This is a genomic window from Polyangiaceae bacterium, assembly GCA_020633205.1.
In the GTDB taxonomy this organism is placed as follows: Bacteria; Myxococcota_A; Polyangia; order Polyangiales; family Polyangiaceae; genus JAHBVY01.
Genome location: JACKEB010000010.1, coordinates 1236122 through 1248715, shown reverse-complemented (window position 1 = coordinate 1248715; position 12594 = coordinate 1236122). Strand labels below are relative to the sequence as shown.

The 12594-nt window shown below is 65.7% G+C and carries 8 protein-coding genes; all 8 read right to left on the bottom strand.

Annotated elements, in window-relative coordinates:
* Positions 1-96: 96 nt before the first annotated feature.
* The 8 genes from H6718_05230 to H6718_05195 all read right to left on the bottom strand — a co-directional run bounded on the left by H6718_05230 (position 97) and on the right by H6718_05195 (position 12362).
* Positions 97-1041 carry a sigma-70 family RNA polymerase sigma factor gene (locus tag H6718_05230; protein ID MCB9584775.1) on the bottom strand — a complete coding sequence of 315 codons (945 nt, stop codon included), beginning with the start codon at positions 1039-1041 and terminating at the stop codon, positions 97-99.
* Positions 1032-2399, bottom strand: a complete 1368-nt coding sequence (locus tag H6718_05225; GenBank protein MCB9584774.1) for an FAD-dependent oxidoreductase — start codon at positions 2397-2399, stop codon at positions 1032-1034. Before H6718_05225 ends, H6718_05230 begins: the two co-directional genes overlap by 10 nt.
* 120 nt (positions 2400-2519) lie before the next feature.
* Complete coding sequence (pgsW, locus tag H6718_05220; protein ID MCB9584773.1) at positions 2520-3662, bottom strand: poly-gamma-glutamate system protein; 1143 nt, start codon at positions 3660-3662, stop codon at positions 2520-2522.
* The gene (gene pgsC / locus H6718_05215; protein MCB9584772.1) at positions 3659-4108 is read right to left on the bottom strand and encodes a poly-gamma-glutamate biosynthesis protein PgsC; all 450 of its coding nucleotides are present in this window, start codon (positions 4106-4108) and stop codon (positions 3659-3661) included. The genes pgsW and pgsC overlap by 4 nt, the downstream gene beginning before the upstream one ends.
* Before the next feature lie 51 nt (positions 4109-4159).
* Positions 4160-5434: a poly-gamma-glutamate synthase PgsB gene (gene pgsB / locus H6718_05210; GenBank protein ID MCB9584771.1), complete on the bottom strand. Its 1275-nt coding sequence runs from the start codon at positions 5432-5434 to the stop codon at positions 4160-4162.
* Between the two features lie 117 nt (positions 5435-5551).
* A complete protein-coding gene (locus H6718_05205; GenBank protein ID MCB9584770.1) occupies positions 5552-6949 on the bottom strand; it encodes a hypothetical protein in 1398 nt (465 codons plus the stop codon).
* Between the two features lie 195 nt (positions 6950-7144).
* Entirely contained in the window at positions 7145-11782 is a 4638-nt protein-coding gene (locus H6718_05200; protein MCB9584769.1) for a FecR domain-containing protein, read from the bottom strand.
* Positions 11783-11789: 7 nt separating this feature from the next.
* Complete coding sequence (locus tag H6718_05195; protein MCB9584768.1) at positions 11790-12362, bottom strand: sigma-70 family RNA polymerase sigma factor; 573 nt, start codon at positions 12360-12362, stop codon at positions 11790-11792.
* Between the last annotated feature and the right edge of the window lie 232 nt (positions 12363-12594).

Below are 12594 nucleotides of genomic sequence, written 5' to 3'. Positions count from 1 at the left end.
GTGCAGCCGACGGCGCCCAAAGGGGGCCGTTTGTTGCTTGTTCGCGCCTCCTGGGCGTTGCTCGTTCGCAAGCCTCAGAGGCCCCCCGCGCACGGTCTAGAGGGGGTGATTCAGGAACAAACGCCGCAGCTTTTCTGGGTTCAAGACGCTATGGATGCTGGCGATCTTGCCCTCCGCGTTGAGCTCGATGCGCAGCACCGCCCGAACCGCCGCCGGCGGCTTGACTCCGGGGTCGTCGACCACCACAGCTGGCGCGCCGTTCAGCTCACGTACTTCGAGCTTGCCAGCTGCCGAGGCTCCCGCGGCCAGCTTCGCGTACATCCGCGCAATCTTGTTCGCGCCCACCACCGGGTTCTTCGCCGCGAAGGTATGTCCGCCGCCGTCGCTGATCGCCACGACATCGGTCGCGAGCAACGACTCGAAGGTGTTGACGTCGCCGGTCGCCATTGCCCCGAGTATCTTGTAGAGCACCTCGGCGACGTGAGCTTGAGTCTCGGGGGAGGGCTGCACACGGGTCGTCTCGTAGTTGCTCATCGCCGTGCGGGCGCGGTGCAGCGTGGTCTTCACGTTGGCTTCGGAGATCTCGAGGGCGTCCGCTGTTTCCCGTACGGAATAATCAAGCGCGTCCCGCAAGAGCAGTACGGCGCGCTGGGTGGGTGTCAGCGCCTCGAGCGCGGTCAGGAACGCGAACGAGAGACTCTCGAAGGTTCCGTAGCGCGTTTCCGCGTCGCGCTCCGGGCCCGCAGCGTCCAGGGTCGAGCCATCGAGCTCCACGGGCTCTGGCAGCCACTGCCCGGTGTATCCGCGCACTTTGCGTCGCCGGAGGTTATCGCGGGCCAGGTTGACCGCGATGCGGGTGAGCCAGGGTCGCCAGGGCGTGCTGGTGTCTGGCGGCGGGTGCTCTAGAGCGCGCGCGAACGTCTCCTGTACGAGGTCGTCGGCGTCCGCGGCGCTGCCCGTCATGCGGTAGCAGATCGACCACAGATAGCGACGGTTCGCCTCGAACTCTGGCGCGACGTCGTGTTGCACGCTCAGGACCATAGCTCACTCGCTCCCCGCGTCGTCGCGAACATCGATGCAGGGTGCGGCTGCGCCGTTGCCCGTTGCTGGAGGATGCGGGACGCGGCGTCCATCGCGGAACCCACCGCGGCATCCGCCAAGATCCCATCGGCGGCGATCCAGTCACCCGCCGCGAACAAGCCAGGCGCGAGTTCGCTGCGTGGGCGAGGGCACTGGCTAGTCTCTATCCAGTTCGTGACGCAGAGGTGCGGTTGATAGCGCGCTTCAGTCACGCGCTCTCGCCAGCCGGGCCGCGCAAAGTCGAGCAGGGACTCGAGCTCCCCACGGGTGCCTTCGCGGGGCTCGGATTGGTCGAGGTAGCGCATCAGGTGAATCACCTCGGCGCCGTTCGGCCCTACCTGGGCCGTTGCGGAGAACGCCGAAAAGTACACGGGCTCGTCCAATCCGAGGATGAAGTCGTATTTCCCGGAGGCAACTGGATCTAGTGCCACCTGCAAACACGAGGCATGGCTCGCGTCGGCTTGCGATACCTTCGCGAGCGCTGCGAGCGCCTTCAGAGTGCCGGTGCCACCCCGCTCGAGCAGCTTCCTTGCGATGTTCGGTGCGACGGCCAGCACGACGTGGCGCGCGCAGACGCGTTGCCCATTGGCGAAGGCGACTGCCCAGCGGCTCTGCGGGGCGTCATCCAGGGGTCGCAGCTCGGTGACCTTGTTCCCATGCTTGATGCGACCCGTGGCGGCGAGCTTTTGCTCCAACGGTTCGACCAGGCTGCGCCAGCCGCCGTCGAGGTAGAGCACCCCGCCGGTCACCGCGAGATGTAGCTGCCCCAGGGCGACGCTGGCCCGCTGAGCTGGGTGACCGGAGTAGCAGCTCAGGCGAATCAATGTTTCCAGGAGGATACGACCGTTGCCAGGAGGTAGTTCCCCTGTAATCCAGCGCGACACCGTCAGCTCCGGTGGCAAGGCAGCAGCGCGGGAAGCGAACTTCGGGCTCTGTAGCTCGCTCAGGAGCTTGCCGAGTCGCAGCTTGTCAGCCACACCGAGCAAGCGCGTGGTCAAGAGCGACGCTGGGCCCATGGGCAACTGATAGTACCTGCCGGCGAGCTTCGCGGCCGCGCGGGGGCTGGGCGCATGACCTCGGATGGCTACGCCGAGGTTCTCCAGGCCCTTCCGCGCCGCGCCGTTGGCGTAGAGCGCGTGAGGACCCAGGTCCAGGACGTAGTCGCCCACCAAACGGCTCGCCGCGCGCCCGCCGAGCTGGCTCGAGCGCTCGAATAGTTCGACTTCGACTCCGCTGCTCGCCAGGCTCACCGCCGCGCTCAGGCCGGCGAGGCCGCCTCCAATGACTGCAACCTCAATTTCTCGAGGATTCGTGGGCATTTGTCGCTCCTTTGTCGCGCCATAGAGATGAGCGGCGCGGTGGTTGAGGAGCACACGCAGGGGGCCTTGGAAAGGTTACGCGCCCGTCGCGAGTTTTTTGGGGGGGAGGAGCGCTGGGCGTCAGACCATCTGCTCCGGGTGTCCGCCGGCCTTGCGAGGAGCCGCGCGCAGCACCCTCACGCCAAAATCCATGCGGATAAAAGCAAACATGGCGAGCAGGATCGCGAGCACACCTGCTCCAGCTAGCCAGCGGTTCGGCTCTGCGCGCTCGTAGACTTCACCTTGCCCGACGGGCACCTCGCCCTGCTGCTCGACTGGGAGGCCAAACTTCTCGGCGAGGAGCTTGATGCGGGACAGATGGATCACCGGGATCTCGCGCTTGGAGAAGCGCAGCATCACGGAGTCTTCGAGGTCTTCTCCCCGCGGGGGACGCAGGTTGAGGCCGGGCTTGAACTGCTTCTTGCCGACATGGGTGCCGACGGAAGCCGAGCCGCCGCCGACGTTGATGTAGGCGCGGATCGGGCGATCGCCAGCGACGCGATCGTAGACCTCCATGCGCTTGTCGATGGACTCCACCAAGCTGTTCGATTCCAGGTGTTGGACGCCGTTGCGCGAGATCGCTTCTTCCAGCAGCGCACGGCCGGTGTCGCTCATCCCGACGCCGCGGTCGTCGATTCCTCCTAGGCTCGCCGCGCTGCTATGAAAGCTGACGAGCTTCTTTTCTTTGAGCGTGGCCTCCATGTCGAGCCAGACGTAGCCGACGTTGTTCGCGCCAAACTCGCTGGACGCGGCGCTGGCGACGATGATCGGGTTGGCGCCGAGAGTCTGGATTGCGGCGAACGCTGAGGTGTTGAGTGCAGGGAACGAGCCGGAGACACCCACGGCGACCACATCGCCCTTCTCAACACCCGCCTTCTTCAGCAAGTGCACGAGCACCGCCGCAAAATTCGGGTTCGTGCTGGTGAGCTTTGCGTCGATGTAGCCGGTGTTGGAAGTAACGGGCGTGATGCTAGCGCCAATCATGCCTGTCTCTGCGGGATCCATGCGCTTGTCGATCACGATGGCGCGCTTGATCTTCTCCTGCTTGATAGCCGACATGCAGTCGCGGGAGAGGCGTGCCGCCGCGAGCTTTTCGTTGTACCAGGGCTGCTTCTTTACTTGCGGAAACAAGCGGACCGCCGAAAATGCCAACACCGCTACTAGCGTGATCAGGAGCAGGGCTGCTCGCGAGACGCCCTGCGGGCGCCAGTACAGCTTCTTCATGAGCCGAGCTCCGCGCCCACCACTGCAACCAACACCAAGCGCACGACGATCGACGCCGTCGTCATCGCGGCCAGGGTCTCCACGACGCCCTGGCGATCCAGCCAGATCGCGATCAGGCCCGGAATGATGTAGCCGATGACGTGGATCTCCGGGGTGTCGATCGCGACGCCGGGCAGTGTGCGCAGCAGCATCCCCGTGAGGTAACCAAACAGAATCATCAGCACCGTGCGGCGACGCCCATACACCACCACGAACGCGCTGATGGCGTGGACGATGATGAAGGTGATGAAGCCGGCGGCGACCGTGGCCACGACGTCCATCGGACGTGCCAACGCGAGGGCGAGGTAGCCCGGCACGATCATTCCGCCCGCGGCGATCCCGAACGCTTCCGTGAAGAGCAGACTCACGGCGAGCCCGATTCCGACAGAGAGTGGTAGGAGTTCCAGGTTCAAGATCTTAGCTCCAAGGCGAGGTTCCAAGCCCGCGCGTCAGTTAACCTAGTCAAGCACATTGCGACGATCGATGCGGCGCACGGATTCGAGTTCGTCCCAGCTCGCCTTAGAAGGAGGTGGCCCGTCTCCGCGCGGAGAGACGAAGGACCGGTTGTGAAAGTACCGCACGAGGCCTAGGCCCTGGCCGCCGACGTTACCCATGCCCATCACCAACGCCGACCCTGGGATGAGGTCGATCACGCGTTCGAAGAGCTCGTCCGTCGAGAGCCCTTCGGCGAAAACGAGCTTCGTCGAGTCGTAGCCGAGCCGCGCGGCTTCTCGCGCGAACAGATAGGTGCCGCTGCCCATGAGCACCACGTAGTCCGCGTGTGGCCAACTGACGAAGCTCTTCGCTAGCTCTCGGGACCGATCCGGTCGATCCGCACGGCAATTGAAGATCGCGATACGCAGGGAGCGATCTTGGTACTTGTTGCAGGTGGAGCGCCAGATTTGCTCGGTGCTGACCGGATCGTTGGCTGCGAATCCATTGACGAACGCGATCTGCCTTCCGAAGAAGTTCAACTCGTGTTCGGTCATCGCACCAGGGTCTGGACTGGCCTCCCACATCCCGCGTAGCGCCACGTCGCGTTCGACGCCGAGGGCGATACACACCTTCAGGGCGAGGGCGACGTTGTCCGGGTGTTCGGTGTACTTGAAGCCCGCGAGATCCGCCTTGGTGACTTCGGCGAGCTCTGCGTCGCTCAGCTCGAGCAGCTCCGTGCCGCGATCCTTCGCCGCTTCGGCGAGCTCCGCGACGTGCTGCTTTTCCGCGGTGTACAGCTTGCCCTTCAGCGGGGTCATGCCCGCGAGCGCCCGGGCCACCTCTTTGGCCCCGGGACCCATGACGTCTAGGTGATCGGGGCGCGCGTTGGTGATCACCGCGTGGGTCGCCCGCACGAGCTTGGATTCGCATAGGCTCTGCAGCGCCGGTTGGAGCGCCATGCACTCAATCACCAGTGCTTCGGCACCTGCGTAGGCTGCTGTCGCGACGATGCGCTTCTGCTCGATGATGTTTGCGCCCGAGGGACGGTAGATGGGCACCTCCCGCCCGTCGGGTAGAATCATCCGCGCGAGGGTGCCCGTGGTCTTTGCGCAGGTGCGCACGCCGCCGGCGCGGAGCCCTGCTGCGATCAGTCGCACGACGCTCGATTTGCCCCGTGTGCCGTTCACATGCACGCGGATCGGGATGCGACTGAGGTTACGCCGATGCCACCAAAGCTCGATCACTCCGAGCCCCACTAGAAGCAGGGTTACGGCTAGTAACAGCTCTCGGCCGCCCATTGTTTGCGACCATACACGCAGAAGCGCGAGCACGGTAGACACCGGCTCGCGCCCTGCTTCGGACCCAGTCCCTAGCTGGTGAGAGCTAGGTCCAGGTCCCTATCACACGGCTCTCGTTCACCAGGGGAACCACTGGCCCGGCACCTTCTGCCACGCGGTGGGGCGTGCGGGATCGTTGTCCGGGATCACCAGGGAGCCGACGAAATCCGCGTGCTCGTAGACACCACCGATGGTCTTTGCGATGGCGTCCAGGTCCTTCTCCGCGACGACGCCGTTGCTGGTCGCCTTGTAGAGCTGCACGGTGATGCGGACGGGGAAGTTGGGATCCCGCTCGAGGCGCAAGCCGTTGCCTTCGACGAACGGGCCCTTCTTTGCGCCGTGGCCAAGCACTGCTTGCTCGACGTCACTCTCATCTTCGGCGTCCATGTCGGCCGCAGACTTCATCGCACCACCCGAAGCTGGCGCCGCCTCCGCCATTGGGGCGGGAGCGGGTAACGCGCCTCCGAGGCGGCCCCGATTTCGGTGCTTGAGCGGAACCTGGATCAGGAACAGCACATCCGCGCCCTTCTGCAGTGCGGAGCGGTCGTCTTCCGACTTGGGCCCGCCTTGGGCTGCTATGCGCTTCTCCACGTCGCTCTTGCGCTCGGCGGTGAAGGGAGCGCGCTGGCCCTCGTCGTTGAAATAGAGTTCCTGCCCCCAGCCTCGAATGGTGCCGTCCTCTGGGCGATTTTCCACGACGGAAATGCTCGTGCCCTGACGAGTTGCGAGGATGGTCAGCACCGCGGGGGAGCCGGGCGCCGATTGGTAGTTGAAGACCACGGGGTTGAATTCCGCCTTGCCCTTCTTGGGGATCGGCAGGAATACGGCTTGGGCGCTCATTAGGTAGTGACTGTCGCGTCCGGCGCTCAGGTCGCCGCTACCGAGCACGCTGCTCGGCTCGGAGAGGAAGCCGCGGAGGTTCTTCAGTACCTTGGTCAGCGGAACGCTCTTCAGTTTGCCTGGGTGCTTGTGGTTACCCATGCGCAGCAGGAACTTGTCAGCGCGCACGTCGCCCGTACGGTCACTGAAGTTCGGGAAGCGGATCACGGGCATCAGCGCCGTCGTGTCTCGCTGTTGCCCCGCGGGAACATAGCGAACCTGCAGCGTGACGTCGCTGATGTTTGGCCCGAGTGCTGAGCCTTGGGCGCGACCGGTGTCCTCCCACGTCACGTCCAACAAGCTCAGGCCGCGGCGCTGGGTCATCTGTTGCACCCTCGAGTCGCTCACCATGTTCACGACCTTGTTCACGACCTCGGTGTACTGAGGGTCGTTCGGGGCGCCGACAATGCCCCACTCTTCAGGGTCCTTTTCAGGATCTTCCCCCTGGGCCACTGTGAGCGTGTTCGCGGAACCGCTCGCTACGGGTTGTGGACCGTTCGCAGGGGGCGGAGTGGGGTTCGACGCGCAGGCGCCGAGCAGCCCAAGGCCCACGAGCCAAGCCAACGTCAACGAGCTCTTGGTGCTTGATTTCTTCATCGCAGTCTCCATACGCGCGAGAACGCATCAGCGACCCCACGGCTTACAGCTTCCCGCCCCTCAAACTTGCGGAAGCGCTTCGTCTTCACGATTGTTGCTTGTCCGCGCCTCGGCGCGAAATGCGCGAACGCCCACTTCTCAGAGTGGGCGTTCGCGTCGTCAACGGTTTGTTTTTCTGTAGAGGAATCCGGCTCGCTAGCGCCAACCCCAGCCGCGAACCGGCACGAGCTTCGACTTGAAGCCGATGGTCACGACGCCGAGGGTTCGGCGCTGACCATCCAAGGTGAACGGGATCTGCTTCTTGGTTCCCGCAACGCTGACGGTGACCGTGCCGCTGACCGGGCCAGAGCCACTGGCGCGCACCACCTCCACCACGTATTCACCCGCCTTGGCGCCACGCAGGGCAAGCCCCTCGCGGCTCGTGCTCGTGACATCCGTTGCGGTGATGATCGAGCGCGTCGGGGCTCCTAGCCAAGACACGCGGTGGCCGTCGGGGTGCAACAGGGCGAGGTCCAGATCCGTGTTGCCGCCGCTCCAGCTTGCTTCCACGCGGAAGTCGCCGGAGAGCTTGTCGGCGTTGTCGATCTTCTTCGCCAGCGCCTCGGCGCCCACCTTGGTGCGCGCGTCGACCGATTCGAGCATGCGCTCGGCCATCCAGCTGACACCGGTTTGGCGCGCGCAGCTCACCGCCTCCGCGAGGAGCTTCGGATCCGTGTTCTTGATTTGCGCGATCGCCAGGCTGAAGCGACAGCCTTGCTCCGGACGCCCAGACCAGCGGAAGAGGCGAGCCAGTCGCTTCTGGCCAGCGACGTCATCGGGGCGAACGTCGATCACGCTACCGAGCAGGCGCACGGCGCGGTCACGCTGGCCGTCCTCCGCGAGCAAGTCAGCGCGAGCGGTGAGCGCCTCGGGGTCGAGGGGGTCCTTGTCGGACCACTGGTCCGCAACACCACGGGCGCGGTCGAGGTTTCCGCTGAGCGCGAGCAAGGTGTAGAGCTGCTTGACTGCTTGGCGGCGGTTGCCGTCAGCCTGTACGTCGCGATCCGCTTCGGCGATCTTCTCTGGGGTGGCCGCCTTCGGCACCAGGCGATCCGTAACTACCGTCCCGGTGCGCTCGAAGACGCGGCGCATGGGGATCATGCGGCGCGGCGGCGGGCGCCAGCGCTCCACGGGCTTCTCCTCGAAGGGGGTGCTGCTTCCCCAAGGATCTGCACGGTCCATCTTCGGCGCGGGCTTCGGCTTCGAAGTGCGCGGCGCTGCTTCAGGCCTACTCGTGGCGGCCGGCATCGGCGGCATGTTGGCCGCGCTTTTCGGCACGCTGCCTCCCGCAGACCCCAGCCCGAAGCCTCCCTCGGCGCCGTTGTCCGCGAGCTCGGCTTCGCTCTGAGGCGCCTCGTCGTCGGCCACGTCGAGGTCGCCCTTCGCGCTGACCGCGCTCACGTCTTCTTCGCCGCTCCAGTCGGGCAGCGCGCGGCTGTTGTCGAGACCGAAGGCCTTGAACATCGCAGGGCTCTCCAAGACCAACAGGGACGTGAAGCGGCTCGCGACGTCGAAGCGCTGAGAGAGCTCCACCGCTTGCTTGCGGGCCTCAGCCCCGGTCTCGCGTTCGAGGTCGGCGATCTTGGCGGCGGCGAACAGCCGCGGCACGAAGGTGTTTCCGCGCTCGCTGCGCGCCGTGAGCTGCAGCGGATAGCGCTGCTCGAAGTCCTTGCCTCCGACCTTGCCGCGCAACACCACCGAACCGGAGACGGAGTCGCCCGCCATGCGCGCGACGACCAGCTCTTCGCCACCAGCGACGATGCTATCGAGCTGGTTCGGCGCAACCTCACTGAGTCCCGGCGGGAGCTCCACGCGCACGTCCGACAGCGAGCTGCCGTAGGTCGCCCCGAGCACACCAAACGCAGCCTCGGACAGCCGCTGACCAGGAACGAACGGCAGCACCACGCCACCACCAGCTCGAGACAACGCGCCCAGGGTGTCCAGGTCTGAGTCGGTGCCGATGGCGACCGTGGTCACGGTGCCTTCGCCGGAAGGCACGGTGCGCTTGACCCACTGCTCGATATACGCCGGCTTGATGGCACCCACCGTGGGCGTGCCGTCGCCGATGTAGACCACGCGCAAGCTACGCTGAGCGTCTCGCGGCACTGCTTGCCGTGCGGCATCGACCGCGGCACACACGTCTGAGCCACCCTCAGGCGCCTCTGCCTCCAGGAACTTCTTGGCGGCGACTGCCGTCTCTGCTCCTGGGGGGAGCAGGCCACCTGCCATGGTGCGACAGCTCTGGTCACAGGCCAGCACGGTGACTCGGTCCTGTCCGTCGAGCTCACGAATCACGCGCGAGGTGAGGGCGGCGGCGCGCTCGTAGCGCTCACCGAACATCGAGCGACTGGAGTCCACCACGATGGCGAAGTCACGCTGCGCGCCCTCCACGCTGCGCGGCAACTTGGGTCGCAGCGCGAGGGCCACGTAGGCGGCGTCGTTCGGGGTGCCCGATGGATCCTTATCGGCGGTGCCCTTCAGGTCCTCCGCTGTCGGTTTGTACGCCCAAGCCGTGAGTTCCTGGTCGCGATTGGGCAGCGCGTACTCAACCACCAGGTCGCCCGCTGGGCGGAACTTCGTGGCGTCGAAGGTTTTCCGAGTGGAATCAGAAGGCGACGTGCCCGAGTTCAGCTCGTAGCCGATGGTGCGCACGCCAAAGGACGGGTCGTTGCCCTTGACCTGAAGGTCGATACCGAAGCGGTCTACCTCGGTGCTCCCGCTCGGATCGTGAGCGAGGGGATAGGTGTAGCGGCGGACGCCGCCGGTCGGCTTGAGCACCTGGCTGTACGCCAGCACCACGCGCCGCGAGCCGCGCTTCGGGATCGGGAAGATGCGCAGCTCAAAGCGGCCGCCCCGCTGCCACTCGAGGAGTGCCGGATCGCGCCAAGGCCCGGGCACCCAGATGATCTCGTCTCGGATCAGCTTCCGGGCCTGCGGTGCCGCGTTGACGATGCTGCCGCGCCAAATAGCAGCGGCGCGCTCCCGGTCCACGAAGGCGCCTTCTTCGAGCTTGCCGTCGACTTCGAGGGCCAGACGCTCGATCTTGGCATCCGGGGGGATTGGGAAACGGAAGATCCCTTCCAGCACCTCGTCGGTCTCATTGCTGAAGACCTCTTCGACCTCGGTGCGAGCGAGCTGGCCGACCATGCGCACCTTCACCTCGTGAGAGGTCAAGCGCACGGCGCCTTTGCGTTCGTCCTTCTCGCCTGGTTTCTTGGCGCGCAGCTCACCCAGGCCGCGAACGTCGTGCTGCTCTTTTTCGTTTGGGTTTTGCAGGTCGCTCCAAGCGAGCGCCTCTCCGAGCGTTGGAGCGCTTGCCGCGTACGGGGGGATCCCCTCGTCGAGACGGCCCTCCTCGCCGGCGCGCACCACGACCTCACGGCCTCGGGTGTCCATCAGCTTCACGGCGCCCCGGCTCACATCGACGCTGGTCGAGCTTCCCAAAGCCGTGACGGCGAACTTGGTACCCAGCACCTCAATCTTGCCCTGCGGTAACGTGATGTGGGCAAGCTTGCCTTCCACCTTGGCGACGTCTGCCGCCACCCGACCGCTGACCAGCTTTGCGTGGCGCGCTTCCCCGGCGACCAGGGCAACCTCGGTCGAGCGATCCAGCGTCAACCAGCTGCCGTCCGATAGCTTCAGCTTGGCCTGGGTGTTCGGATCCGTGCGCAGCACACGCCCAGCGCCGACCTCGCTCTCATCTTGGGCGGCGCTGCAGTTGGCTCCCTCTGCATCACACACCGAGAGGCCACTGCCGACGGTTTCGGACACGTTGCCGTGCCAACCCGCCACCGGATCTTCATCCGTGCCGCCACCCTTGTTGAGCTGCACCAGTGTGACCGCAGCCGCCGCTGCGAGCGCCAACACACTACCTCCAGCAATGAAGAGGCCACGGCGCGAGCCGCGGGGCTTCGCCTTCGCTTCAGCCCGTAGCTCTGAGCCCCGCGCCTTGTTGGCAGGAATTGAGCTTGCGACCGGTGCTTGCCCGCTCGAGTTGGGGTGCCCGGTACGGGCATCACTGCCGCGCGGATCAGCATCCCGGTTGGACACGGGATGAGAAGCGCGTGCTACCGCACTGGACTCGACCGTGCTGGACGCGGACCCTTCGGCCTCGGCGAGGTCTGAGGAGTCTGCGAACTCGGTGTGGCCCACCCGTTGTGCGCTCTGCAGGGTTGCTTCGGTTTGCGCGGTCTCAACACGCGCGGCGCGGTGCTCCGCCAGGGCCGGGGCGTCAATTTCCGTTTGCCCTGAGCGCACCGCGGTGATGCCGGAGCTACGCTGCTCCAGGGGGGCGAACTCCGGTTGGGTTTGGCCTGAGCGGACCGCAGTCTCTCCGGACTGCGGTGCTTCGCCGTCCAGTCCGGCCCCACCCAGAGGCTGGGTGATCGGAGGCTGCGTCATGGGAGGTAGGGTTTCCCGCACAAGCTCTGCGTCGCTCGGAGCTACATCGTCGCTCTCTGTGGACCACAGAGGTGCCGTTTGTGGCGCGGGCGGCGGCGGCTCGAGCGCTACGCTATCGGCCGAGGTATTTGCCTCAGGGAAACGTTCGTCGTGGAGCGCCATCACCCGGGCTTCGAAGTCGCTCGGAAGCTGAAAGTCAGCGCCCGAGGCTTCTGCGACGCGTGCGGCTTGCTCCGCCTCGAAGCGCGCGTCGCGGTAGGCGTCGGAGCCGGCTACCAGGTCCAGCACTTCGTCGCTGGCGGTGCCTTCCATGAGATCCACCAGGTGGTCTTCCACCCGGAGCTGATTGGGGTCGCCGAAGCGATAGGATCGAGTGTCGTCGTCGTGGCTCATGTCTGCCTCACTCGTTGCTTTCGATAACGGTGCGTAGGCGTGCCAGGGCGCGTGAGACGCGCTTTCTGGCAGCCGCTTCGTCGATGCCGCAGGCTTCTCCAACCTCGCGGAAACTCAGTTCACCCGCGAAGCGCAGAAGCAACGCCTCGCGCTCACTCGGGCGGATGGTGTCGATGGCGCTACGAGCGCGCTGTGCGCGCTCACGTCGCAGCATCCAGTCTTCTGCGTGCTCGGTGCCGGGGGCTGACTGCACCAACCTCAAGCGATTTTCGCGGCGACCGCGACGCTCGAGCGTCTTCGCGCAGCGCCGGCGCGCGATCGTGAAGAGCCAGCCCTTGAGGCTGCCTTCCGCACGCCAGGTTCCGAAGCTCGAGTGCGCCTCCATCAGGATCTCCTGAGTTGCGTCTTCGGCTTCGCTCTGGGAGCCCAGGAGCGCCATGCACAGCCGGCCAATGCTTGGCGCGTAGTGCCTGGTGCACATCAGTAGGGCCTGTCGGTGTTGACCTGTCCGGACGTGGCTCTCGATTTCGGCATCGACGCCTGTCGCCTCCGGTCTCAGCACTGGTGCCTCTAAAGTCATGTGTCGTCCTTCACCGCGCGGCGCTGCGTGCTTCGCGCCCAGGAGCGCAAACCAATCCAGCAATCTTCAGGTGGCCGCGTGTCCCCGATTCGTGACCAAAAAACTTGGAGGAACCTCGGCGGGCGCCTGACGCCGCCCGACCAGGGCGCCTCTCCCCCAAACCCGTTGCTGCATGGTACGCGGCAAGCGCCGAGAGGATCTCTCACAAAGTCGGGAGTTTGCGCCCGATGTG

What these genes read in the sequence shown, in the direction of transcription:
- H6718_05230 (MCB9584775.1), bottom strand. Translation starts at nt 1,041, where the DNA reads ATGGTCCTGAGCGTGCAACACGACGTCGCGCCAGAGTTCGAGGCGAAC.
- H6718_05225 (MCB9584774.1), bottom strand. Translation starts at nt 2,399, where the DNA reads ATGCCCACGAATCCTCGAGAAATTGAGGTTGCAGTCATTGGAGGCGGC.
- pgsW (MCB9584773.1), bottom strand. Translation starts at nt 3,662, where the DNA reads ATGAAGAAGCTGTACTGGCGCCCGCAGGGCGTCTCGCGAGCAGCCCTG.
- pgsB (MCB9584771.1), bottom strand. Translation starts at nt 5,434, where the DNA reads ATGGGCGGCCGAGAGCTGTTACTAGCCGTAACCCTGCTTCTAGTGGGG.
- H6718_05205 (MCB9584770.1), bottom strand. Translation starts at nt 6,949, where the DNA reads ATGAAGAAATCAAGCACCAAGAGCTCGTTGACGTTGGCTTGGCTCGTG.
- H6718_05200 (MCB9584769.1), bottom strand. Translation starts at nt 11,782, where the DNA reads ATGAGCCACGACGACGACACTCGATCCTATCGCTTCGGCGACCCCAAT.
- H6718_05195 (MCB9584768.1), bottom strand. Translation starts at nt 12,362, where the DNA reads ATGACTTTAGAGGCACCAGTGCTGAGACCGGAGGCGACAGGCGTCGAT.